Here is a 24,316-nt window from a genome sequence, read left to right as displayed (position 1 = left end):
ATGAAAGGGATTATATTGGCTGGTGGTTCGGGAACGCGTTTGCATCCGATTACACGGGGCATCTCGAAACAGTTATTACCTATCTATGATAAACCGATGATCTATTATCCATTGTCAGTACTGATGTTGGCAGGGATCCGGGAGATATTGATTATTTCTACTCCGGATGATCTGCCCATGTTTAAACGCTTACTTGGTGATGGACATGAGTTTGGCATTCAGCTGAGTTATGCCGAGCAGCCTTCACCGGATGGCCTTGCTCAAGCGTTTATTATTGGTGAAGAGTTTATCAATGGTGATGCATGCTGCTTGGTGCTAGGTGACAACATCTTCTTTGGTCATTCATTTAGTCCAAAACTGAAATCCGTTGCGGCAAGAACACAAGGTGCCACAGTATTTGGTTATCAAGTCATGGATCCAGAGCGTTTTGGTGTGGTGGAGTTTGATGATGACTTCAAAGTGTTATCCATCGAAGAAAAACCGAAAAAGCCGCTTTCTAACTGGGCGGTGACGGGGCTTTATTTCTACGATAATCAGGTCGTTGATTTCGCTAAGCAGGTGAAACCTTCAGAGCGAGGGGAGCTGGAAATTACCTCTATCAACCAAATGTATTTGGACAAAGGTGAGCTAAACGTCGAACTGTTGGGGCGTGGCTTTGCATGGCTAGATACGGGCACTCACGATAGCTTAATTGAAGCGGGTACTTTTGTACAAACGGTTGAAAAACGTCAAGGTTTCAAAGTCGCCTGTTTAGAAGAAATTGCATGGCGTAATGGTTGGTTGTCTGATGAGCAAGTTCAGGCATCGGCAAAACAACTGAGTAAAACGGGTTATGGCCAATATTTAGAGGATCTCCTCCGTGTCCGTCCGCGCCAGTATTGATTGTCTACAATGGGAGTCTGATTTTTTCGGACTCTCTACGGCGAAATTAGATTTCGCAGCGCCACACGCTGAGACGGTTCTTGCAAGCCAATTAGACGGTTATGCTATTACTCAAGCCAAGATACTTGCTAGTGATACTGAGCGTTTAGATGGGCTAATGCAGCTTGGTTTCTCTCTCGTCGAAGGTGAAATTGATTTTGCGCTGACTATTGGCACAGAAAATGCTTATTTAAAAAGTCGATTAGTGGCAACAGATCGGGTTGAACCCGCTGTTGCGGAAGATATTCCTGTATTACGCCATGCGGCGGCACAAGTGTTTAGCCAAAGCCGTTTTCGGTCTCCTTGGTATCGTGAAGGCGACAGTGGGCGTTTTTATGCACTATGGATAGAAAAAGCGGTTTTAGGCACATTTGACCATACTTGTTTATTAGTAAAAGACGCGTCGGGGGATATCTTAGGCTTTGTGAGTTTGAGACACCTTGATGATGACACAGCGCGTATCGGCCTACTCGCTGTTATGCCTAGCGCTACTGGGCGAGGAATTGGCCGTAAATTGATGTCCGCAGCCGTTGTCTGGTGTGAGCAACACGAAAAAAGACAGTTAAATGTGGCTACCCAAATCAGCAACATTGCGGCATTAAATCTTTATTCACGTAGTGGTGCTTCGGTTGCTAGCACTGCTTATTGGTTATATAGGGGACAACATGATTCCATTTAATAAACCACCCGTTGTAGGAACTGAATTAACGTATATGAAGCAAGCCATGGAAAGCGGCAAGCTATGTGGTGATGGTGGTTTTACAAAACGTTGTGAAGAGTGGATGGAAAAGCGCTTTGATTGCCCTAAAGTCCAGTTAACACCTTCTTGTACCGCTTCGTTAGAGATGGCGGCGATCCTAATTAACATCAAGCCTGGTGATGAAGTGATCATGCCAAGCTTTACCTTCGTTTCTACCTCAAATGCGTTTGTATTAAGAGGGGCTACCATTGTTTTCGTGGATGTACGTCCAGACACCATGAACATGGATGAAACAAAAATTGAAGCTGCAATCACCGAACGTACTCGTGCTATCGTTCCAGTCCATTATGCGGGCGTCGCTTGCGAAATGGATACCATCATGGCTATCGCGAAAAAACATAACCTATTTGTGATTGAAGATGCGGCACAAGGTGTTATGTCGACATACAAAGGCCGAGCATTAGGTACTATTGGTCATATCGGCTGCTATAGTTTCCATGAAACGAAAAACTACTCGTCAGGTGGTGAAGGCGGGGCAACACTGGTCAATGATAAGTCGTTGATTAACCGTGCCGAAGTGATCCGTGAAAAAGGAACTAACCGCAGTCAGTTTTTCCGTGGTCAGGTAGATAAGTACACTTGGCGTGATATTGGTTCCAGCTATCTCTTGTCAGATTTACAAGCGGCTTATTTGTGGGCTCAGCTTGAAGATGCTGAAAAAATCAATGATCGCCGATTGCTACTATGGCAACGCTACTATGAGGCGTTATCACCATTAGCGCAGGAAGGTAAACTTGCATTACCTATCGTGCCCGAAGGGTTAGTGCATAACGCCCATATGTTCTACATCAAGCTAAAAGATGTTGAAGAGCGTACTGCTTTTAATGAATACATGAAATCAAATGGCGTTTTAACGGTGTTCCACTATGTAGCGTTGCATACTAGCCCTGCTGGGGAAGAGTTTGGACGTTTCCACGGTGAAGACCGTTATACGACCAGTGAAAGTGACCGTTTAGTGCGTCTGCCTATGTTCTACAATATGACAGATGATGAACAACAAACGGTAATTGCAAAAATTAAGGCGTTTTTTGCCTAATGTCGTTAGCCAAAGCTTCAGTTTGGACTGCTGGGTCTACCCTGATAAAAATCGGGGCAGGCCTACTTATCGTCAAATTATTAGCAGTCACGTTTGGCCCGAGTGGGGTTGGTCTGGCGGGGAACTTCCGCCAGTTAATCACAGTGTTGGGTGTTTTATCGGGAGCGGGTATTTTTAATGGTGTGACTAAATATGTCGCAGAACACCATCAAGACCCTGAAAAGTTACGTGCGGTATTAGGGACATCATCAACACTTATTCTTGGTTTTTCGACACTATTAGCGCTGATATTCCTGCTTTTTAGTGGCCCAATAAGTGAAGGGCTATTCGACAGCAAGGACTATCAATCTGTTATTCAGGCGGTTGCCTTTATTCAGATGGGCATTGCTTACGCTAACTACTTCTTGGCGATCCTTAAAGGTTATCGAGACGCATCGGGTAACGCTCAATCGATTATCTTTGGGAGTATAATTGGTGTAGTTGCCTATTATTTATGCTACACATTAGGTGGTTATGATGGCGCTTTAGCAGGCTTGGCATTGGTTCCTGCATTAGTGGTTTTACCTGCTGCCTTGATGATGATTCGCCGTAAGCGGTTTGCATTATCGATGTTAAAGCCTGCTTGGGATAAAGCCGTAGCGACTAACCTAGGCAAATTTACCATTATGGCGTTAATTACGTCGGTGACTTTGCCCGTTGCCTATATCATGATGCGGAATTTGCTCGCAGCACAATATAGTTGGGATGATGTAGGCTTATGGACAGGGGTTAGCACAATTTCAGATGCTTACTTGCAGTTTATTACCGCGACATTTTCTGTGTATTTGCTGCCTACACTCTCTCGGCTACAACATAAAAATGAAATTTCTGCTGAGATCCTTAAGACGTTAAAATTTGTGTTACCTGCTGTCGCCGTAGCCAGTTTTATGGTGTGGCTATTACGTGACTTTGCGATTTGGTTGCTGTTTTCTGAAAAATTTAATGGAATGCGAGACTTATTCGCATGGCAATTAGTGGGCGATGTGCTGAAAGTCGGTGCATATGTCTTTGGTTATCTTGTGATTGCGAAGGCGGCATTGCGTTTTTATATTTTAACTGAGGTGAGCCAGTTTATTCTCTTAATGGGCTTTTCCCATTGGCTGATACCTATGCACGGGGCTGTAGGGGCAACACAAGCCTATATGGCGACATATATCGTGTATTTTCTCCTCTGTTGTTGCGTATTTTTGATTTACCGTAGGCGAGTATGACAACCTTAATACATGTACTGGGATCTGAACTCCCTCACCATAATCAAACGGTGTTGACGTTTTTTAATGACGTGATCTGTAAGGAAAATACAGCGTCACAAAAACCCCATTTTATGGTGGTTAGTCGCGATACTCAGCTTGCGGCTGCATATCCAAAGCTGAATATCGATGTTTTTGAAAGTAAAAAAGCGATAGCGAATGCGGTGATCCAACGTGCAATGGCAGATCGCCGAGAACGTTTTTTCTTTCATGGTCAGTTTAACGCGCCGATTTGGTTAGCCCTCCTATTTGGTAAAATTAAATCTCACCAGTTTTGGTGGCATATTTGGGGTGCAGACCTGTATGAAGAGTCAAAATCATTAAAGTTTAAGCTTTTTTATGTATTGCGTCGTTTGGCGCAAAAAAAAGTGGGGCACGTTTGTGCGACCCGCGGTGATTTATGTTATTTCCAGCAATCTAACCCAAAAGTACCGGCCTCAATTTTATACTTTCCAACACGAATGGATCCTGCTCTGACGTTAAATGAGCGTCCAGCGCGTCAGGGCGAGACATTGACAATCCTATTAGGTAACTCAGGTGATCAATCAAATCGTCATATAGAGGCTCTGGGCGCGATTAAACAGCAATTTGGTGAGCAAGTTAAGGTCATCGTACCGATGGGGTATCCGGATAATAACCAAGCTTATATCCAACAGGTCGAGAAGGCGGCTCAAACGCTATTTAAGGCAGACCAAGTCAGTATCTTAAAAGAGCGGATGGCGTTTGCGGATTACCTCGATTTATTGAGGACATGTGATTTAGGCTATTTTATCTTTAATCGCCAACAAGGGGTGGGAACGCTGTGCCTGTTGATCCAGTTTGGTATCCCGTTTGTGATCAGCCGACAAAATACCTTTTGGCAGGATTTAACGGCACAGAATGTGCCCGTCTTTTTCTATGGCGATGAGCTATCGTTAGGCCTTGTTGATGAGGCTCAGCGGCAAATGACGTTGCTGGATAAACAACATATCGATTTTTTTGCCCCTAACTTTACGGATGGTTGGAAAACGATTTTAGGTGTTGCGGAGGAGCAGGCATGACCTTAGCCGAGTTAGGGGGCTTATCGCTTGTCTATCTAATCTCCATTATCTTTATCGGAACACTGCTCTACACAGAGTTTCGACGTGTACGTTTTAATTTTAATATTTTCTTTTCGCTGTTGTATTTACTGACATTTTATTTTGGTTTTCCGCTGACTTGTGCTTTGGTTTTCCAATTTGATGTGGCAGTTGTTCCGGCTGAGTACTTGCTCTACGCTCAACTGGCGGCAACCAGTTTTTATGCTATTTATTATGTTGCTTATAAAACACGCCTAACCAAAAGTGCGACCACTGCTAAGCGACCGCTCTTCACCATGAATAAAGTGGAAACGAACCTAACCTGCTTATTGTTGATTGCGGTTGCGGTGGTGACAGTAGGGATCTTTTTCTTACAGAATGGTTTTTTACTGTTCAAACTTAAATCGTATAGCCAAATATTCTCCAGTCAGGTTTCAGGGGTCGCGCTAAAGCGCTTTTTCTACTTCTTTATCCCTGCAATGTTGATTGTGTACTTCTTGCGACCATCACAAAAACGCTGGCTTTTCTTTCTCGTCAGTACCGTTGCATTCGGTTTTCTGACGTATGTGATTGTTGGCGGAACGCGAGCCAATATCATTATTGCATTCGCCCTATTTTTGTTTATTGGTATCGTCAGAAGGTGGATCACACTTTGGATGCTAGTGGCGGCAGGTGTCGCGAGTATTATCGGTATGTTCTGGCTAGCGTTAAAACGCTATGGCCTTGATGTGAGTGGTGCAGAGGCGTTTTATACCTTCTTATATCTGACCCGAGATACCTTCTCACCATGGGAAAATCTTGCTCTATTGTTGAGTCACTATGACAAGATAGAATTCCAAGGTTTGGCGCCTATTGTGCGTGATTTTTATGTCTTCATTCCATCGTGGTTATGGCCTGAGCGACCTGACACGGTACTGAACTCAGCAAACTACTTTACTTGGGAAGTGCTCAATAACCACTCTGGATTGGCAATTTCGCCTACATTGATTGGTTCATTAGTGGTGATGGGGGGCGTGCCATTTATCCTACTCGGTGCGATTGTGGTTGGGTTAATCATTAAATGGTTTGACTGGATCTACGGCATGAGCCTAAAAGAGTCAAATCGCTATAAAGCCGCCATTATGCAAGCTTTTTGCTTTGGGGCTATTTTTAACATCATTGTGTTAGCACGTGAAGGGGTCGACTCCTTCGTGTCACGCGTAGTCTTTTTCTGCCTCATTTTCGGACTTTGTTTGATTCTGGCGAAATTACTGTACTGGTTATTTGAAAGTGCGGGGCTTATTCGGGCAAAAACAGCTTCTTACTTAGGAAGCCAACGTCGCGGAGACCGCTAAAGGAGCATTATGGAACAGCAATCTATTCCACAATATAGTATCAGAGGCCACCAAATATGGGGCTTCAAAGATATGACGCATTTTCTGGATCACCTATTTGCAGACGGTGAAACAAAATCAGGTACGCTGGTGGCTATCAATGCTGAAAAAGTGATGACAGCAGAAAAGGATGCGGCATTAAATACGTTGCTTGGGCAAGCGGAATATCTCTATGCAGATGGTATCAGTATTGTGCGCGCTATTCGCCGTAAATACCCTCAAGCGCAAGTCTCTCGTGTAGCGGGAGCTGATCTTTGGGAAGCGTTAATGGAACGCGCAGGGAAAGAAGGCACGCCTGTTTTTTTAGTTGGTGGTAAGCCGGAGATCCTTGAGCAAACAGAGAATAAGCTACGAGCGCAGTGGAATGTGAATATTGTTGGCTCACAAAATGGCTATTTTACGGCAGAGGATAGAGATGCTCTGTTTGAGCGAATTCGAGCCAGCGGCGCAAAAATTGTAACAGTCGCGATGGGGTCACCCAAGCAAGAGATCTTAATGCGCGATTGTCGAAAAGTTTACCCAGATGCACTCTATATGGGCGTTGGTGGCACTTACGATGTCTTTACTGGGCACGTAAAACGCGCCCCTAAAGTCTGGCAAAATTTAGGATTAGAGTGGTTATATCGCTTATTATCTCAGCCGACCCGCATTAAAAGACAGTTTAAATTGTTGAAATTTTTAGCTTACTACTATGGCGGCAAGCTGTAGTTTTGCATAGCATGTCACGGCGTAAGTTACCTTTATTGCGCTGTGACATGTCACCATCTTGTCAATTTTCACCTCCCTTTAATAACATAAACGTTACTTCTGGTCTCTTTCTTCAATTATTTCTATAATTCATCAAAAATACATGTAAGTTACGAGCTTTCGGTTCAAACACTGGAATATGTCATTTTTTTCGACTGATAAAACAGTCTTTTTATGAATATTGATTGTGCTTATTACTATAAATACTCATAAGCCATGATTTATCTTTTTTGTTACGACAGGGGAATTTATGGAGAATTCACAGCAAGGGCTACAGCGAGGCTTAGAGGCACGTCATATTGAGCTGATTGCACTAGGTGGAACAATCGGTGTTGGCCTTTTTATGGGATCAGCGAGCACCTTAAAGTGGGCAGGTCCTTCAGTATTGTTAGCCTATATTATTGCAGGCATTTTTGTCTTTTTTATTATGCGCTCAATGGGGGAAATGTTGTTTGTAGAGCCTGTGACAGGCTCTTTTGCTGCCTTTGGTTATAAATATTTAAGCCCATTTTGGGGATGTTTAACGGCGTGGGGCTACTGGTTTATGTGGGTGGCTGTAGGTATCTCAGAGATCACCGCCATCGGCTCTTATGCTTCCTATTGGTTCCCCGATGCACCTCAGTGGGTATTTGCCTTAACCGCCGTTATCTTGGTGGCCTTAGCGAACCTTGCGGCGGTTAGGTTGTATGGTGAGCTAGAATTTTGGTTTGCGATGATAAAGGTGACAACTATTGTTGTCATGATTTTAATCGGCTTAGGGCTAATATTCCTTGGGATCGGTAACCATTTTGAGCCAATAGGCCTTGGTAATTTAACAGAGCATGGCGGTTTTTTTGCGGGGGGTTGGAAAGGGTTCCTGTTTGCATTATGTATTGTTGTCGCTTCTTACCAAGGGGTAGAGCTAGTGGGGATCACCGCCGGTGAAGCTAAAAATCCACAGGTTACGTTGAAAAAGGCGATCAATAATATTCTATGGCGTATTTTAATTTTTTATGTCGGCGCCATTTTTATTGTCGTGACTTTGTTCCCTTGGACTGAAGTTGGTCAACAAGGTAGCCCATTTGTACTGACCTTTGCGAAAGTTGGTATTGTTTCGGCGGCGGCTGTCATTAACTTTGTCGTACTAACTGCCGCGTTGTCCGGTTGTAATAGTGGCATGTACAGTGGAGGGCGAATGCTGTATGCGTTAGCTCAAAACAAGCAACTACCACCTTCATTATTGAAACTCACACGTAATGGCGTGCCAGCGCGCTGTGTTGGCTTCACGATACTGTGCCTATTAGTCGGCTCAAGTTTAAATTATATTATTCCTGACTCAGAGAAAGTCTTTGTTTATGTCTATAGTGCGAGCGTTCTACCCGGTATGGTGCCTTGGTTGGTTATTTTGACTAGTCAGCTCCGCTTTCGTCAGCAAAACAAAGATAAGCTAGCTCAACACCCATTTAAATCCATTTTATTTCCTTGGGTGAACTATGCCACCTTACTGTTTTTAGTTTGTGTGTTGGTAGGGATGGCGATTAACCCTGAGACGCGGTTATCGTTAATTGTTGGCGCTATCTTTTTAGCGGTAGTGTCTATCCTGTACTTTTTGCTCCGGATCATCAATCGTGGTAAAGGTGATAGTACAATCCACTCTTGATGATATTTTTATTTAACATTTTCGTGATAAAGAGAGGAAAAATGCTCTCTTTATCGACAAAACGAGCAAAAGGCAAGCAATCGATATTTTTATTGAAAAAAGGACTAGACAGGGAGTGATTAAATCCGTACTATCCACACCCGCAACGGCGTTAAGCGCCCGTAGCTCAGCTGGATAGAGCGCTGCCCTCCGGAGGCAGAGGTCTCAGGTTCGAATCCTGTCGGGCGCGCCATTAAATTAGCGTGCGGCTACGGTTGGCAAGACAATGTTGTATGTAGTATAATAGCAACGCTTTGAATAAAGTGAAGTTATGGTGGCTATAGCTCAGTTGGTAGAGCCCTGGATTGTGATTCCAGTTGTCGTGGGTTCGAGTCCCATTAGCCACCCCATTCTTTTGTGACATTGCGAGGGTGGCGGAATTGGTAGACGCGCTAGCTTCAGGTGTTAGTGTCCTCAGGACGTGGGGGTTCAAGTCCCCCCTTTCGCACCACGAAAAGAGTGAAGAAAATTCAAATAGTATCGGCGAGTAGCGCAGCTTGGTAGCGCAACTGGTTTGGGACCAGTGGGTCGGAGGTTCGAATCCTCTCTCGCCGACCAAATTTAGAAAACCCCGCTTTGAATAAGCGGGGTTTTTGCTTTTTAGCGCATACCCATTATCGGCGGAATCAATCCTTTTCCTCTCCTAGCTTATCTAATCTTTCGCACTTGATTGTTGTGTGGTCATTATCCCTCGACCTGAAATGTTGTTTACTTCCCTATGTTTTTCACTGTTTTTAAATGCAGACTGGACGTGCTATTTTTGGGGAATAAACTATCTCTAATTAATTGCTTTTATTGGTTATTTTTCATTGATAATAGTTGATGTCGTAAAATAGATACAAAGCTATATTTTGCTGTCTCCAAATGGAGACATATAACATCATGATTTATATGAATAAATAACTAATAGTTATTTGGTGTCTCTGAATTGAGACAGCGAAGTCGGGCTGTCGTCATGATGGATAGCGAGTATCGCTGGCTAAAATAGTGGATATTTGAAAAAAACGATGTCATCTCGCAGGCTTGCTAAAAAAAACGGGATAAAAAATAGCCATATTTCTGTTTTGGAAAAGTTGGCACGCATCCTGCATTACTTATTATGTAGATGCTCATTCCACTCATTATGATAGCAATGCTTCATAAACCTAGGAATGATGCAAAGCCGATTATCGGTGCCTATTGTCCAATATAGATGAACAAGAGCTCATCCTCTTCTCATCAACCCATGGACGAAACGTTGAGTGAGGCACCATCCGTCTGTAGACCTGATTGTATATTTACACCTGTCATTGTTGGCAGGTGTTTTTTTTTGCATGCGAACTCATCAGCCAAAACTGATCCCCTCTTGAACCGTATTTTGTTGCTTGAGGAAATCAGTTCACATCATACATTAGATTAATTTTTTCTGTTACAGAACCATTTGCTAAACCAACGAGTAATGTAGGTATAGCAAAGAATAATGAATGTAATGATGAAGATGTCTTTGTTTAAATCAACGGTATTGAAACCGATAATCGTGATAAAAACAAAGGGTGACAAAATGAGAAGTAAAAGATCAAAAAATATTTGCAGTCGATTTGGGGTTGCAATAATCCAGCACCAAATAGTTTTAATTACATTCATGTAGATATCCTGAGTCCGGTTAAATCAAAGGCAATGTATTATTTATACACTATGTAAATGATATATTACAGAACAACAGTTGCTTTGTTTGATGTTATGCGAAAATCAATTATTTTTCAGCTTTATTTGTGCGCTTTTAATTTCATAATGCACAGTTAAGTTCTTTTTTAGATGGGTTTAATAAGTAGGTTGACTATTAATCATAAGATGGTTAATAAAAAATATTCAATTAACTATGATTCTTTTTAGAAGGAATAATAACAAATAAAAAGCTCCGCATATGAACGGAGCTTTTTTATTATAAATATTTATTGCTACGGTTATTAACTTCGATCTTTCTTCAGTGAATGTAGCAACGCTTCTTGGCGAATTTTTGCAGCTTCTTCGGCTTTATGTAGCTTATCTAGCGCATCGGCTAGCCAAGCGGCGTCGTGTGCATCGAAACGCTGTGCTAATGCTGCTTTGAAATAAGACTCCGCGTGTTCCCATTGCGCATGCTGCAAGGCGATTTGCCCCATTGTGCTATTGAGTAATGGCGTAGCTCCAGATTGTTTAACCAACTGTTTTAACACTTTTTCCAGTTGCTCTGGTTTATCACTACGTAGCCTTGGGGCTAACAGTAATAAGCGCTCATCATATTGTTGCTTTAAGCCATCAATAATAATTTTCTCAGCGCTTTCCATGTCATTACATTCAATTAAATGTTCAGCTAAGAAAGATTGTAATGCGATTTCATGGCGAATTTTACGCGGCTGTGCTTTCCACCAATCTTTAAGACCTTCGCTACCGTTTTCTGCCATACACTGGTTCATTAACCCCTTATAAGCTTTGAGCTTTAAGGCTTCTAACTCATCTTCACTGTGCAGCTGGACTTTTGCCATGACAGGCAGTAGCTCAATCAGTGCTTGATAAGCGCCAGAACGTAGATAGGCTTGCTCGGCAAGGCGTAAAATCTCAGGGTGTCTTGGGGCTTGATCAAGAAGTTTGTCGATGCCAGTTCGAGCCGCATAGACCTCATCTTCCGCTAATTGAATACGAACACGGCTGATATCTACAGGCAGTTGATCACTGCCAGCCACTTCTGCGGCTCTATTGAGATATTGGTGAGTTCGGTATTCATCACCACGCTGTTGCGCGGCTTCAGCAGCCAGTAAGTAGTTGATAACAGGCTGTTGAGAGAAGTCAGCATGCTTACTCATCAACTTTTCGACTTGATCGAAATCCCCTTCAGCTAGCTTTAAGAGGGCTTTTTGGGTTTGCGAGTGCGCTTTATGGTACTTACGACCACTCACCCAGCCTTTAGTCCGAGAGGTTGTGCTGATAAAACGACGATAGCACCAACCTAAAAAGAGCAATACGAATTGTAGTAATATAAAAGACAGAACTAAACTGGTGACACTGGTCGTAATGTCATAATTATCTGTACGGATGAAGACATAGCCTTGGTGACCGGCTAATAGCGGCCCTAAGATAATGCCTGCGATCAGAACAATAAAGAGGATGAATACTTTAATCATAATTACCCCTTCTGCTCATTAGTTGGTGCTGTAACGACCGAACTTTCTGATTTTTCGGGTTTAGCCTCAGTTTCAGAAGGTTGTTTTTCCTCCTTTACTGCGGGGGTTGCTGACGCTTTTGCACTTTCCTCTGATTGGGCAAGTAGGTTACGAACACGTGCCTGCATAACTTTTTCAAGTTTTGGCTGACTTTCTAATGTATCAGGCATTTCAGTGTCGATTGATTGATTAAGTAACTCATCAACTTCAGCAAGGAAAGCTTTGGTTGCCGGTGCATTCACATCAAAATAGGCACGTACCCAAGTAGAGACTTGCTCTAAAGATTGCTTATAGGTCTCTTCTTGATAGCGAGGAACCGCTTGTGCAGCAATGAGTAATTGAGAACGAATGTTTTCACGTAAATAGATGTCCTGATTTGGCGCAAGCAGTGGCGCTTCAGAGCCATCACGAGCACGTACAGTAATAAAATCACTGGTAAAGCTTTTCCAACTGCGTGATAAGTTCTGTTTCCAGTCGGCAATATCACCGGAGACCTGTTCGTCATCATCAACTTTGGCATCACCGCTATTGATATCGTTTAGGCGCAAGTTGTCAACTTCATTACTTAACTGGTTCAAACGTAGAATAATACCGTCGTAATCGACTTGGTTGATAGCCGCTAAGCTAGCAATATCATTTTTAATCGCTTTACGAATATCCAAAAGGCTAGGATCATTCATCTCTGCAAGGCTGGAATCGGCGCTTTTCAAAAGTACGGCGGCAGTAACTGGGTCGTGATCATTCCACAATTTTCTGCCTGCCATTTTGACCATAAAGTCAGCTTGCGCCAGTAACCAGCTTTTTACGTCTGAACTGGATAATGCATTGACGTGCGCTTGTAGCTCTTGCATACGGCGGTTTAGTTGATCTTCATACTCGCGAGCTTGTGAGCTTAGTGCTGACTGAGAAGCGACCAGAGAATCTAAACGTTGCCTATCCGCCTTTTGTTGTTCAATTAATTCACTCAACTGTTTTTTTAACTCACTATTTTCATTAGCGAGTTGTGTATTACTTTGTTGAGTAAAATAATAAATACCACCGCCGATAGCGATGATAATAGCGATAGCGATGGCACTACCGATGAGACCAGAACGTTTTTGCTCCGAAGACGGCTTAGTTTGGCGGTTGTTTGGGGTATCCGCGACAGTATCGTTGTTGACCGTTTCGGTAGATTTATTGTGTTCCGTCATAAATTAGCATCCCATGTCGGTTGAGAGTAATGCTTCTAATAAAGCATTATTATCTGCGCTATTTGCCACACAGACCTGTTGCCAGCCAATTTGGCGAGCTTGGTCTGCAATCCGTTCGCTGACAACCAATAAACGGCGATTAAACCACCATGCTTTTGTATTTTCAGCGATCAATTCATTTAATAAGGCTAACATTTGACCACTACTGATAACAATATCTGTAATGCCCTTATTAACCCATTGTTGATTAAACTCTGCTTTATCATACAAAACAGGGTGTCTTGTATAACATTCGCAATATTCCACCTGCGCTCCCCTAGACCGTAACGTAGAGGCGAGGAGTTCCCTACCACCATTGCCCCGTAAGAGCAGCGCACGTTTCCCTTCAAGAAACTGTAATTCAGGAAGGCTTAGCAATGCTTCGCTGGTTTCGCCATGCTCAGGCCAGCGGATCATTTTGTTTGTTAGCGCCTCAAAATACTGACCAGTTGAACGACCGATCCCATAATAGGATAACTTATCTGACCAGTTGCGTCCCGCTTGTTTAAGGGTTAAATCTGCATACCAGACCGCATTTTTAGATAAAAGAAAAACTAAATCATTTTGAGTGAGCTGTTGAAGACGTGATCCGAGTAAGTCTAATTCAGCCCCCGGCCCCACCTGAATAAGTGGCAAAGCGAATGCTTCTGCCCCTTTTGCTTTGATGGCAGCAACAAGCTCAGAGCCAGCAGGCTCCGGCCGAGTGACTAATACCTTCATGCTGGCGGATTTCCTTGGTAAACTTCCGCCAGTATTTCACGAGCACCTTTATCAAGCAGCTCCTCAGCGAGGGAGATACCTGCTTGAGTGGCTTGCTCTGGTGTGGTTAAACGTTCTCCACGGATAACTTGACTGCCATCAGGCGCGCCAACTAGTGCACGTAGCCAAATTTGTCCATCTTGCCAAATTGCATAGCTACCGATAGGCACTTGACAGCCGCCTTCAAGGCGCATGTTCATTGCACGTTCAGCAAGCACACAGGCAGAAGTATTATCATCATTAAGCTTTTCAAGTAGTTGGCGAGTGCGTTCATCATCTAGGCGGCATTCGATGCCCACCGCACCTTGCCCAACTGCGGGCAGAGATTGCTCTGGTGCTAATGCTGTACGAATTCGCGCTTCTAGACCTAACCGTTTCAGCCCAGCGACAGCCAAAATGATGGCATCATATTCCCCGTTATCCAGCTTTGAGAGACGCGTACCAACATTACCTCGTAGGTCACGGATAACAAGGTCAGGGCGTAGTTCCCTTAATTGGCATTGGCGGCGTAGGCTGGATGTACCAACGACACTGCCCGCAGGTAGCGCATCAAGACTATCATATTGATTAGACACGAAAGCATCGCGGGGATCTTCACGTTCACAAATTGTCACCAGCCCTAGGCCCTCAGGGAATTCAACGGGAACATCTTTCATTGAGTGAACGGCAATATCGGCCCGTTTTTCCAGCAGGGCAAGCTCCAGCTCTTTAACAAAGAGGCCTTTACCGCCGACTTTGGCGAGTGGCGTATCTAGAATGATATCGCCTTTAGTGACCATGGGAACTAGCTCAACTTGTAAGCCTGGATGAAATTGCTCTAGCTTCTCTTTAACAAAGTAAGCTTGCCACAGAGCTAAAGGGCTTTTACGTGTTGCAATACGGACAATATTCGTTGATGTCATTTCGCTGCTTTCTCAGGCATAAACTGCCATAGATTAACCATACAATTATCCCTAGTTTTAACATTTTAGCGATGGGTTTTCCAGTTAGGGCCTCCTAACCCCTCCGTTTATAGAGCGCATTATTCATAAAAATCTTCTCTTTATGATTGAGATAAATAAGAGGGAGCCATCGTAAACAGAGAGTGCCATCCCTATTTTTTTAGCTATTTGTGCTGTGCAGGGAGTAAAAAAGTTTCAATTTACGTCAATCTAGTGGTGAAGCGTTCAAGCATAGGCGCAATGCGAATTAGATTTGAAATAGGCGCTGGATGTATGTTTTTTGAACGAACGAACAATTTGTTATTATTCCATTGATAAACAAGGGATATTCGGGGGTTATAAAAAATAAAAAGCCTTTTTATACAATATGTTGAAAATTAATTTGTATCAAAAATACACAGATAAAATTATGTGATCTACTTTACCCTTTTGCTGCAAGGTGTTAAATTGATCACGTTTCCGACAATTCATTTGAAAAAAATTTTAAATATATTTCTATCTGTTGGGTGCTGGGTTTTACCCAGATTTGTTGTTAAGTTCATTCAGCCAGGCGTATCCCTTGTATCTCTATATTGAAACTTTAAAGCAGAGACTTGATGCGATAAACCAACTTCGGTTAGATCGCGCGACAGCGTCAATGGATGAAACCTTTTGTAAGGTTTACAGCCTGCTGCCTGTCTTGTTTCATTATCATCACCCTATGATACCGGGTTATATCGAAGGGAATGTCCCTTATGGCGTTTGCTTCTTCACCCCCGACAATGACCAAAAACTTTGGTTATCCCAATTTGGCAAGTATCTTCCCAACGCAGAAAAAGCGAATGGTGAGTTACCGATAACGGGAATTTACTCGATGGGTAGCACCTCCTCAGTTGGCCAAAGCCAATGCTCCGATATTGATATCTGGGTCTGCCATCCCTCATGGTTAGATAACGAAGAGAAACGCCTGCTACAAAAAAAATGTACCTTAATCGAGCAGTGGGCAGCTTCTTTAGGCATTGATGTGACAGTCTTCTTAATCGATGAAAACCGTTTTCGCCATCATGCTAGCGGGCATATCGGTGGGGAAGATTGTGGTTCAACACAACATATTTTATTGCTGGATGAATTTTACCGCACCGCAGTACGTATGGCAGGTAAAAGATTGTTATGGACTATGGTGCCAGTTGAAGAAGAGCATCATTACGATGAATATGTTATGGCGCTTTATGCACAAGGTGTATTGACGCCAAATGAATGGCTCGATCTCGGTGGGTTAGGGGAGTTGTCAGCGGCCGAATATTTCGGGGCTAGCTTATGGCAATTATATAAGAGTGTCGATTCCCCTTATAAAGCCGTCTTAAAAAGTTTACTTCTCGAGTCTTATTCGTGGGATTACCCAAAAGGTAAGTTATTAGCATTAGAATTTAAACGGCATCTTCATGCGGGTGAGATAGTTTGTTACGGTCTAGACTCGTATTGTTTGATGTTAGAACGTGTCACCCGTTATTTAATTGAAATAAATGATACCACCCGTCTTGATTTAATCCGCCGCTGTTTCTACCTCAAAGTCTGTGAAAAATTATCTAAAGATACAGAAAATGAATGCTCTGGCTGGCGACGCGATGTGCTATCTCAGTTAGTTGAATCATGGGGATGGGGTGCTGAACGCTTAGCGATGTTAGATTCGCGTAGTCAATGGAAAATTGAACGAGTTCGTGAAGCACACAATGAATTACTCGATACGATGATGCAAAGCTATCGTAATTTAATCCGTTTTGCGCGTCGTAATAATTTAAGCGTCAGTGCTAGCCCACAAGATATTGGCGTATTGACGCGTAAGTTATACGCAGCGTTTGAAGCGCTACCGGGTAAAGTGACGTTAGTGAACCCACAAATATCACCGGATCTTAGTGAGCAACACCTCACATTTATTTATGTTCCGCCGGGTCGTGCGAATCGTAGTGGTTGGTACTTATATAACCAAGCTCCGTATATTGAAACCATTATTGGTCATCAGCCGCTCGAATATAACCGTTATTTAAATAAACTCGTCGCATGGGCTTATTTTAATGGGTTATTGACCGAAAATACTCAGGTGTATATGCATCATGGGCAATCTCAGTGTGATGAGAAGAAATTATTGGAGTTGATGCATGACGTATCAGGGCACTTCCCGATACGCCTACCAGCACCGACGCCCAAAGCATTATATAGCCCCTGTGAAATTCGCCATTTGGCTATCATTGTCAATTTAGAGCAAGACCCCACCCAAGTTTATTCGAATCAAGTTGTGCATTTTGATTTTAGAAAATTAGATGTCTTTAGCTTTGGTCAAGAGCAGCGTTGTCTTATCGGCAGTATTGATTTGCTGTATCGCAACTCATGGAATGAGGTGAGAACGCTTCACTTTAGTGGCGAGCAGTGCATGTTAGAAGCACTTAAAACCATTTTAGGTAAGATGCACCAAGATGCCGCGCCACCAGACGCTGTAGAGGTGTTCTGCTACAGTGAGCATTTGCGTGGGCTAGTCAGAACGCGTGTGCAGCAATTAGTGTCAGAGTGTATTGATTTGCGTTTATCAAGTAACCGTAATGATCCGGGGCGTTTCAAAGCCCTGCGCATTGCCGGACAGACATGGGGCTTGTTCTTTGAACGCTTAAACGTCTCTGTTCAGAAGCTCGAAAATGCGGTGGAGTTTTATGGCGCTATTTCGCATAACAAACTCCATGGTTGGCCAGTAAAACTCAATGCGAAAGAGAACAACCATTTACCAGCGGTTGTCGATGGTTATGCAAGTGAAGGGATCGTACAGTTTTTCTTTGAGAATACAGCGGATAACACAGGGTTTAATATTTATGTGTTGGATGAAGCCAACCGTGTTGAGATCTACTCACATTGTGAAGGCTCTAAAGAAGAGTTGGTGCGTGATGTGAGCCGCTTCTACTCCTCATCTCATGATCGCTTCACATACGGTGCAAGCTTTATTAATTTTAACCTGCCACAGTTTTATCAAATCGTAAACCATCAAGGCAAAAGCCAAGTTATCCCCTTTTCGGGAGGCACTTGGCCCTTCGATATCGAAAAAGATGAGATGACACACTCAGAGCATTTTGAGTCATCACCTCATCATCGCGCACACTACTATTAATGAGCCTTTAAAATGCGAAAGGTTCACCACTTTGTGTAGCAATCGCCTGTGCAAGCATATCTGTAAAACGTTGGCCTGAACGGTCGCATACCCAGTCGTTATCTTTATAATCGTAGTGATAGCCCCCCTGTTTCGTGGCGAGCCAAATTTGGTGGAAAGGTTCTTGTCGGTTGATGATGATTTTGCTGCCATCTTCAAAACTGAGCGTCATTACGCCACCATTCGTTTCACAATCGATATCCGCATCGCCGTCATAATTATCCAAATGCTCTTCGATTGAAGCCATCATTTGGTCGGCAAGTTGGTGAAATTCACTATCATTCACGGTTAGTTCCCTATTTGTTTAAATCATTCGCTAGTGGAAATTATAGGTGTGAACATCAATGGGGGTCAATTGACGGTAGAAATGTACCGGTACCCTCTGATTTTCCATGATGGCAGTTAAAACATTTGTTGGTGGCTCCCCTTTTAAGCATTATGCTATTGTGGATGGGGAACAAAATCACGACTCAATTGATGAACAATAGTGATTTGCAAAGGCAGCCCTGTTAATCTGTTACCTTATTCAGACGTCACAAGTTAGTTTTACAGGCGAAATATAATGAAAAAAAGTTTAGTTGGACTCTCTGCGCTTATTATTTTGTTCACTCTTTCTGGTTGTGGCTTAAAAGGCCCTCTTTATTTCCCACCAGAAGATAAGGCGACATCATCACAATCATCTGATGAAACACAAAATAGCACAGCGGCAGATTCGCGAGTGTCGACCTCAAACCAACAATAAGCTGCTGCGATGGAGCGGAATATGCAATTTTCTAAAATGCATGGCTTAGGTAATGACTTCATGGTTGTTGATGGTGTCACTCAGAATGTTTACTTTTCTCCTGAGTTGATTAGCCGTCTTGCTGATAGACATACTGGGGTTGGTTTTGACCAATTACTGTTAGTTGAGGCGCCTTATGATCCTGATTTAGACTTCCATTACCGCATTTTTAATGCAGATGGCAGTGAAGTCGCACAATGTGGGAATGGCGCCCGCTGTTTTGCTCGTTTTGTGCGTTTGAAAGGGCTAACAAATAAACAAAAGATTAAGGTCAGTACCCAATCTGGACGTATGGTATTGACAATCAATGAAAATGACGATGTTTGCGTGAACATGGGAGAGCCGGAGTTTGAGCCTCAGAAAGTACCGTTTCGCGCCATCAAAGCGGAAAAGACCTATATTATTCGCGCTTTAGAACGTACAGTGTTATGTGGTGTTGTTTCAATGGGCAATCCCCATTGTGTGATCCAAGTTGAAAGCGTCAAAACGGCGGAAGTGGAAATTTTAGGCCCTGTATTGGAGAGCCATGAACGTTTCCCTGAGCGAACCAATGTTGGTTTTATGGAAATCGTCAGTGCTCACCATATCCGTTTGCGGGTGTTTGAACGTGGTGCCGGCGAAACACAAGCCTGTGGCAGTGGTGCATGTGCGGCGGTCGCGATTGGCATTCAGCAAGGGTTACTGGCTAATCAGGTAAAAGTTGATTTACCGGGTGGCTCACTCGACATAAGTTGGAATGGTCCAGGCACTCCGTTATATATGACAGGCCCTGCCAGTCATGTTTATGATGGTGTGATCCAGCTCTAAGCTTTATTCAATTATCAAGAGGTTATAATGGATAAACCGGAAGTAGCACTAGACAGCCCTTATCAAATTGATGATAGCCAAGTGGTGCGTTACTTACAGGAACAGCCAGATTTCTTTATCCGTAATGCCTCGCTTATTGAACAGCTTACAATCCCACATGCTATTCAGGGAGCCATTTCGCTCCCTGAAGCCGTCATGAACCGTCAACGTTTGAAAATCAAACAACTCGAACAAGATATCTGTTTCATGGTTGAACAGGCTCATGAAAACGGTCAACTATTTGATGAATTGCTGTATTTAGTGATTGAGATGTCAATGGCGCAGAGCCTGAGTGACATGTTAAACAGTTTGAATCGCTGGGCGAAAAAATTAGGTCTATCCGGGGCATCTGTGCGTCTATTTAGTGATTGCTGGCGGCTATCTGCTCCGCTTGATGCCCAAGCACTTGTCGTGTCTCGACGTGCATTTGAGTCGATTCGTATTCAGCGTTTCGGTGATAAGACCCACTATTTAGGCCATTTAAACGGCCCTGAAATACAACTTTTACTGCCTGATGCCATGAATGTGGCGTCAGTGGCTATCTCACTATTTGGTCATCATGGGGAGTCTGGCATGGTGATATTTACGAGTCGCGACCGAGATCACTATCAACAGGGTATGGGAACGGTTATGTTAGAGAAAGTGGCTCAAATTCTACCGAGGTTACTTTGCCGATGGATAGAGCGCCTATAACCCCCCAGCCACAAGGGCTGATGATCCAAGTCGAAGCATTTTTACGTTATTTACAAATTGAGCGTAGGCTCAGCCCTGTCACTATCACTAATTATCGCCGTCAACTCACGGTGGTCGTAGAGATGCTGAATGAAATGAACGTCAGCGAATGGCGCCAATTAGATGCCACGAAAGCGCGCAACGTGGCAGCAAAAAGTCGTCGTAAAGGCTTACAAGCTGCCAGTATGGCATTACGTTTATCGGCATTGCGGAGTTTCTGTGATTGGATGGTGCAACAAGATAAGCTTTCTGCAAATCCAGTGACTGCCGTCCATGCACCAAAGGCCAAAAAACGTTTACCCAAAAATATGGATGTGGATGAAGTTTCAAAGTTGCTGAGCATGGAAAGCGGCGACCCGCTGGTGGTCCGTGATAGGACAATGTTAGAAGTGATGTATGGTGCGGGGTTACGTTTATCTGAATTGGTTGGGTTAGATGTTCGTCATTTAGACCTCGCGATGGGTGAGGTCAGAGTGATGGGGAAAGGGAGTAAAGAGCGTAAGATCCCATTAGGCAAAACCGCAGTGAGCTGGTTAAAGCGTTGGTTAGAAATGCGAGAGCTGTACGAGCCGGAAGATGGTGCCGTTTTTATCTCTACAAAGAGTGGTAAACGCATATCTAACCGTAATGTTCAAAAGCGCTTTGAGCAATGGGGGATCAAACAAGGGGTTAATAGCCACATTAACCCTCATAAATTGCGTCACTCATTTGCAACACATATCCTTGAATCAAGTGGTAATTTACGCGGTGTGCAAGAGTTGCTCGGTCATGCAAATTTATCGACGACACAAATCTACACACACCTAGATTTCCAGCATCTGGCTAATGTTTATGATGTGGCTCATCCCAGAGCAAAAAGGGAGAAACCTTAATGCATTTTTACCGTCCGTTATCACCTATTCAGGCCATTACGTTTGACTTAGATGATACATTGTATGACAACCATCCGGTCATTGATAAAACAGAAGAAGAAGTGTTACGTTTTGTCCGTGAATATGATGCGCAGTTTAATCATTTTACCCATGATGACTTATACACTTTTCGCAATATTGTGGCGAAGCAAGAGCCTGATATTTGCCATGACATCACGCGTTGGCGTTGGTTATCATCGAAAATGATGTTTTGCCACTATGGGTACAGCCGTGAAGACGCGCAAAAAGGGGCGGATGACCTCATGGCTCATTTTACTTATTGGCGTAATCAAATCGATGTTCCTGAATCCACTCACCAAACACTCACTCAGTTAGCCAAAAAATTGCCATTGGTAGCAATTACTAACGGTAATGCAGAGCCTGATGCGTGTGGATTAGGGCAATATTTTCAGTTTGTATTAAAAGCTGGCCCGGATGGGCGCTCGAAACCCTATTGTGATATGTATCGGTTAGCCGCTCAAAAGTTAGCACTGGAGCCTCATGCCATTTTGCATGTTGGCGATAATTTGCTGACTGATGTCGAAGGTGCGATCCGCAGTGGTATGCAAGCTTGTTGGATCAATGTCGACAATAAGACGCTGATGGAAGAAAAAGATGTCCGCTTATTGCCGCATGTTGAAATTTCTCAGTTGGCTTCTCTATTGTCACTGGTATAATCATTTTTCTGTATAAAAATACAGTGGTCATCGCCACTGTTCTGCTTTGATGGTAATTATGGACGTTTCTTATCTGCTCGAAGGCCTTAACGACAAACAGCGTGAAGCGGTTGCTGCACCACGCACTAACTTATTAGTACTTGCGGGAGCGGGTAGTGGTAAAACGCGTGTGTTAGTACATCGGATTGCTTGGTTAATGGCGGTTGAGCATGCATCGCCATTTTCGATTATGGCGGTGACCTTTACCAACAAAGCGGCGGCAGAAATGCGCCACCGTATTAATCAATTGATTGGCTCAAGTGAAGGTGGCATGTGGATAGGAACGTTCCATGGTTTAGCACATCGCCTTCTACGCCAACATTATCTGGATGCTGGCCTACCACAAGATTTTCAAATTTTAGATAGTGATGACCAGTATCGGTTAATTCGCCGTTTGCTAAAAGCGATGAACCTTGATGAAAAGCAGTGGCCACCCCGTCAGGGCATGTGGTATATCAACGGCAAAAAAGATGAGGGGCTACGGCCTCAACATATTGAGTGCTATGGTAATCCGGTTGAAAGCACTTGGCTGAAAGTATATCAAGCCTATCAAGAAGCTTGTGATCGTGCGGGGCTAGTGGATTTTGCTGAGCTCCTGTTACGCGCCCATGAACTGTGGCTGAACAAACCTCATGTGCTACAACATTATCGCGAACGCTTCACCAATATTTTAGTCGACGAATTCCAAGATACTAACAGTATCCAATATGCGTGGATCCGAGTGTTAGCGGGTGACACGGGTAAAGTGATGATCGTCGGCGATGATGATCAGTCCATTTATGGCTGGCGTGGTGCACAAGTGGAAAATATTCAGCGTTTTTTGAATGATTTTCCCGGTGCCGAAACTATCCGTCTTGAGCAAAATTATCGTTCGACGAATAATATTCTGAAAGCCGCTAATGCATTGATCGCACATAATAGTGATCGATTAGGGAAAAATTTATGGACGGAAGGCGGTGATGGCGAGCCAATCTCTCTCTATTGTGCTTTCAATGAATTAGATGAAGCACGTTATATTGTCAGTCGTATTAAACAGTGGCAAGAAAATGGGGGAGCTTTGCAAGATTGTGCCATGCTATACCGTAGTAATGCTCAGTCGCGTGTACTGGAAGAAGCCCTTATTCAAAGCGCGATGCCATATCGTATATATGGTGGTCAGCGTTTCTTCGAACGCCAAGAAATCAAAGATGCCCTCTCTTATTTAAGGCTTATTGCTAACCGCAATGATGATGCGTCGTTTGAACGAGTCGTGAATACACCGACGCGGGGCATTGGTGAGCGGACGCTGGATACGGTACGGCAAACCGCGCGTGATCAACAACTGACACTCTGGGAAAGTTGTGAATATTTATTGCGTGAGCAAGTCCTCGGTGGGCGAGCGGCGGCAGCGATTGAACGTTTCTTGGAATTAGTGGATGCACTTGCGAAAGAAACGCAAGAGATGCCACTGCATGTACAAACGGATAGAGTGATCAATGACTCTGGCTTACGTGCAATGTATGAGCAAGAAAAAGGGGAAAAAGCACAAGCGCGTATCGAAAACTTGGAAGAGTTAGTCAACGCAACGCGCGACTTTAGCTATCAAGATGAAGATCAGGATCTGATGCCATTGCAGGCTTTCTTATCTCACGCAGCGCTCGAATCGGGAGATGGGCAAGCGGATATTCATCAAGATGCAGTCCAACTGATGACGCTTCACTCGGCTAAAGGTTTGGAATTCCCGAATGTATTTATCGTGGGCATGGAAGAAGGAATGTTCCCAAGCCAAATGTCGATGGATGAAAGTGGGCGTTTGGAAGAAGAGCGGCGTTTGGCTTATGTGGGGATCACTCGAGCTATGCAAAAGTTGACGATAACTTATGCAGAAAGCCGCCGTTTATATGGGAAAGAGGTCTATCACCGTCCGTCACGTTTTATTGCGGAATTACCGACGGAATGTGTTGAAGAAGTGCGTTTACGTGCAACCGTATCACGCCCTGTTAATCACCAACGCCTTGGCACACCCGTTACTCGAAATGATTCAGGGTATGCGTTGGGGCAACGTGTTCGCCATCCGAAATTTGGTGAAGGCACAATTATTAACTTGGAAGGCAGTGGTGAGCATTGTCGACTGCAAATTGCTTTTCAAGGGCAAGGGATCAAATGGCTGGTTGCATCGTATGCACGGTTAGAAAATTTATAGTTTATTGAT

Annotated in this window: 20 protein-coding genes and 4 tRNA genes; 19 read left to right on the top strand and 5 right to left on the bottom strand. The window is 43.7% G+C overall.

All coding sequences use genetic code 11. The features are described 5' to 3' along the window. The 12 genes from rfbA (at position 1) to PR709_RS14790 (ending at position 9,420) form a co-directional block, all read left to right on the top strand. On the top strand, positions 1-882 hold the full coding sequence (gene rfbA / locus PR709_RS14845; RefSeq protein WP_004915489.1) for a glucose-1-phosphate thymidylyltransferase RfbA: 882 nt from the start codon (positions 1-3) through the stop codon (positions 880-882). Beyond that, a complete protein-coding gene (rffC, locus tag PR709_RS14840; protein WP_040132555.1) occupies positions 860-1,600 on the top strand; it encodes a dTDP-4-amino-4,6-dideoxy-D-galactose acyltransferase in 741 nt (246 codons plus the stop codon). The genes rfbA and rffC overlap by 23 nt, the downstream gene beginning before the upstream one ends. After that, positions 1,587-2,717 (top strand): dTDP-4-amino-4,6-dideoxygalactose transaminase, encoded by a 1,131-nt coding sequence (rffA, locus tag PR709_RS14835; RefSeq protein WP_272570966.1) that lies wholly within the window; start codon positions 1,587-1,589, stop codon positions 2,715-2,717. The genes rffC and rffA overlap by 14 nt, the downstream gene beginning before the upstream one ends. Beyond that, positions 2,717-3,967, top strand: coding sequence for a lipid III flippase WzxE (gene wzxE / locus PR709_RS14830; protein ID WP_061064478.1), 1,251 nt, complete (start codon positions 2,717-2,719; stop codon positions 3,965-3,967). Before rffA ends, wzxE begins: the two co-directional genes overlap by 1 nt. Continuing rightward, entirely contained in the window at positions 3,964-5,046 is a 1,083-nt protein-coding gene (locus tag PR709_RS14825; protein ID WP_004915504.1) for a TDP-N-acetylfucosamine:lipid II N-acetylfucosaminyltransferase, read from the top strand. The genes wzxE and PR709_RS14825 overlap by 4 nt, the downstream gene beginning before the upstream one ends. Further along, positions 5,043-6,398: an ECA oligosaccharide polymerase gene (gene wzyE, locus PR709_RS14820; protein ID WP_004915508.1), complete on the top strand. Its 1,356-nt coding sequence runs from the start codon at positions 5,043-5,045 to the stop codon at positions 6,396-6,398. The genes PR709_RS14825 and wzyE overlap by 4 nt, the downstream gene beginning before the upstream one ends. Positions 6,399-6,407: 9 nt before the next feature. Further along, positions 6,408-7,145, top strand: a complete 738-nt coding sequence (gene wecG / locus PR709_RS14815; protein WP_004915511.1) for a lipopolysaccharide N-acetylmannosaminouronosyltransferase — start codon at positions 6,408-6,410, stop codon at positions 7,143-7,145. A 289-nt stretch (positions 7,146-7,434) separates the two neighbouring features. Then, the gene (gene thrP / locus PR709_RS14810; protein ID WP_004915515.1) at positions 7,435-8,823 is read left to right on the top strand and encodes a bifunctional threonine/serine APC transporter ThrP; all 1,389 of its coding nucleotides are present in this window, start codon (positions 7,435-7,437) and stop codon (positions 8,821-8,823) included. Between the two features lie 155 nt (positions 8,824-8,978). Further along, positions 8,979-9,055: transfer RNA gene (locus PR709_RS14805), tRNA-Arg, on the top strand. Positions 9,056-9,136: 81 nt separating this feature from the next. After that, a tRNA-His gene (locus tag PR709_RS14800) sits at positions 9,137-9,212 on the top strand. 15 nt (positions 9,213-9,227) lie between these two features. Then, positions 9,228-9,313, top strand: a tRNA-Leu gene (locus PR709_RS14795). Between the two features lie 30 nt (positions 9,314-9,343). Then, positions 9,344-9,420, top strand: a tRNA-Pro gene (locus PR709_RS14790). A 1,388-nt stretch (positions 9,421-10,808) separates the two neighbouring features. Here the strand turns inward: PR709_RS14790 and hemY are convergent. Genes hemY through hemC form a run of 4 tightly spaced genes read right to left on the bottom strand, consistent with a single transcriptional unit; the run spans position 10,809 to position 14,931 of the window. Continuing rightward, positions 10,809-12,002, bottom strand: a complete 1,194-nt coding sequence (gene hemY / locus PR709_RS14785; protein WP_053110824.1) for a protoheme IX biogenesis protein HemY — start codon at positions 12,000-12,002, stop codon at positions 10,809-10,811. Between the two features lie 2 nt (positions 12,003-12,004). Continuing rightward, positions 12,005-13,231, bottom strand: a complete 1,227-nt coding sequence (gene hemX, locus PR709_RS14780; protein WP_004915527.1) for a uroporphyrinogen-III C-methyltransferase — start codon at positions 13,229-13,231, stop codon at positions 12,005-12,007. A 3-nt stretch (positions 13,232-13,234) separates the two neighbouring features. Beyond that, complete coding sequence (locus PR709_RS14775) at positions 13,235-13,990, bottom strand: uroporphyrinogen-III synthase (RefSeq protein WP_036942617.1); 756 nt, start codon at positions 13,988-13,990, stop codon at positions 13,235-13,237. Beyond that, complete coding sequence (gene hemC / locus PR709_RS14770) at positions 13,987-14,931, bottom strand: hydroxymethylbilane synthase (RefSeq protein WP_272570965.1); 945 nt, start codon at positions 14,929-14,931, stop codon at positions 13,987-13,989. Before hemC ends, PR709_RS14775 begins: the two co-directional genes overlap by 4 nt. A gap of 598 nt (positions 14,932-15,529) precedes the next feature. Here hemC and PR709_RS14765 point away from each other — a divergent pair. Beyond that, the gene (locus PR709_RS14765) at positions 15,530-18,100 is read left to right on the top strand and encodes a class I adenylate cyclase (protein WP_272570964.1); all 2,571 of its coding nucleotides are present in this window, start codon (positions 15,530-15,532) and stop codon (positions 18,098-18,100) included. A 7-nt stretch (positions 18,101-18,107) separates the two neighbouring features. Here the strand turns inward: PR709_RS14765 and cyaY are convergent, their stop codons facing one another. After that, a complete protein-coding gene (cyaY, locus tag PR709_RS14760; RefSeq protein WP_004915539.1) occupies positions 18,108-18,425 on the bottom strand; it encodes an iron donor protein CyaY in 318 nt (105 codons plus the stop codon). A 276-nt stretch (positions 18,426-18,701) separates the two neighbouring features. Between cyaY and lptM the strand changes: the two genes are divergently transcribed. From lptM to uvrD, 6 genes are read left to right on the top strand one after another with little or no spacing between them, the layout of a single operon-like run. Then, positions 18,702-18,881: an LPS translocon maturation chaperone LptM gene (gene lptM / locus PR709_RS14755; RefSeq protein WP_004915541.1), complete on the top strand. Its 180-nt coding sequence runs from the start codon at positions 18,702-18,704 to the stop codon at positions 18,879-18,881. Positions 18,882-18,902: 21 nt separating this feature from the next. Continuing rightward, complete coding sequence (dapF, locus tag PR709_RS14750) at positions 18,903-19,727, top strand: diaminopimelate epimerase (RefSeq protein WP_014657285.1); 825 nt, start codon at positions 18,903-18,905, stop codon at positions 19,725-19,727. 27 nt (positions 19,728-19,754) lie between these two features. After that, a complete protein-coding gene (locus tag PR709_RS14745; protein ID WP_004915546.1) occupies positions 19,755-20,459 on the top strand; it encodes a DUF484 domain-containing protein in 705 nt (234 codons plus the stop codon). Further along, positions 20,441-21,370 (top strand): tyrosine recombinase XerC, encoded by a 930-nt coding sequence (xerC, locus tag PR709_RS14740; RefSeq protein WP_004915548.1) that lies wholly within the window; start codon positions 20,441-20,443, stop codon positions 21,368-21,370. The genes PR709_RS14745 and xerC overlap by 19 nt, the downstream gene beginning before the upstream one ends. After that, positions 21,370-22,086 carry a 5-amino-6-(5-phospho-D-ribitylamino)uracil phosphatase YigB gene (yigB, locus tag PR709_RS14735; RefSeq protein ID WP_004915551.1) on the top strand — a complete coding sequence of 239 codons (717 nt, stop codon included), beginning with the start codon at positions 21,370-21,372 and terminating at the stop codon, positions 22,084-22,086. The genes xerC and yigB overlap by 1 nt, the downstream gene beginning before the upstream one ends. 49 nt (positions 22,087-22,135) lie before the next feature. Further along, positions 22,136-24,307, top strand: a complete 2,172-nt coding sequence (gene uvrD, locus PR709_RS14730; RefSeq protein ID WP_004915554.1) for a DNA helicase II — start codon at positions 22,136-22,138, stop codon at positions 24,305-24,307. Positions 24,308-24,316: the final 9 nt, after the last annotated feature.

The sequence above is a fragment of the Providencia sp. PROV267 genome (genome assembly GCF_028477825.1).
Lineage (GTDB): Bacteria > Pseudomonadota > Gammaproteobacteria > Enterobacterales > Enterobacteriaceae > Providencia > Providencia stuartii.
This window is presented reverse-complemented; position numbering and strand designations above follow the sequence as displayed.

Bases quoted from the DNA above. Each gene is read 5' to 3' on its own strand.
- rfbA (WP_004915489.1), top strand. From the start codon at position 1: ATGAAAGGGATTATATTGGCTGGTGGTTCGGGAACGCGTTTGCATCCG.
- rffA (WP_272570966.1), top strand. From the start codon at position 1,587: ATGATTCCATTTAATAAACCACCCGTTGTAGGAACTGAATTAACGTAT.
- wzxE (WP_061064478.1), top strand. From the start codon at position 2,717: ATGTCGTTAGCCAAAGCTTCAGTTTGGACTGCTGGGTCTACCCTGATA.
- PR709_RS14825 (WP_004915504.1), top strand. From the start codon at position 3,964: ATGACAACCTTAATACATGTACTGGGATCTGAACTCCCTCACCATAAT.
- wzyE (WP_004915508.1), top strand. From the start codon at position 5,043: ATGACCTTAGCCGAGTTAGGGGGCTTATCGCTTGTCTATCTAATCTCC.
- wecG (WP_004915511.1), top strand. From the start codon at position 6,408: ATGGAACAGCAATCTATTCCACAATATAGTATCAGAGGCCACCAAATA.
- thrP (WP_004915515.1), top strand. From the start codon at position 7,435: ATGGAGAATTCACAGCAAGGGCTACAGCGAGGCTTAGAGGCACGTCAT.
- hemY (WP_053110824.1), bottom strand. From the start codon at position 12,002: ATGATTAAAGTATTCATCCTCTTTATTGTTCTGATCGCAGGCATTATC.
- hemX (WP_004915527.1), bottom strand. From the start codon at position 13,231: ATGACGGAACACAATAAATCTACCGAAACGGTCAACAACGATACTGTC.
- PR709_RS14775 (WP_036942617.1), bottom strand. From the start codon at position 13,990: ATGAAGGTATTAGTCACTCGGCCGGAGCCTGCTGGCTCTGAGCTTGTT.
- hemC (WP_272570965.1), bottom strand. From the start codon at position 14,931: ATGACATCAACGAATATTGTCCGTATTGCAACACGTAAAAGCCCTTTA.
- lptM (WP_004915541.1), top strand. From the start codon at position 18,702: ATGAAAAAAAGTTTAGTTGGACTCTCTGCGCTTATTATTTTGTTCACT.
- dapF (WP_014657285.1), top strand. From the start codon at position 18,903: ATGCAATTTTCTAAAATGCATGGCTTAGGTAATGACTTCATGGTTGTT.
- PR709_RS14745 (WP_004915546.1), top strand. From the start codon at position 19,755: ATGGATAAACCGGAAGTAGCACTAGACAGCCCTTATCAAATTGATGAT.
- xerC (WP_004915548.1), top strand. From the start codon at position 20,441: ATGGATAGAGCGCCTATAACCCCCCAGCCACAAGGGCTGATGATCCAA.
- yigB (WP_004915551.1), top strand. From the start codon at position 21,370: ATGCATTTTTACCGTCCGTTATCACCTATTCAGGCCATTACGTTTGAC.
- uvrD (WP_004915554.1), top strand. From the start codon at position 22,136: ATGGTAATTATGGACGTTTCTTATCTGCTCGAAGGCCTTAACGACAAA.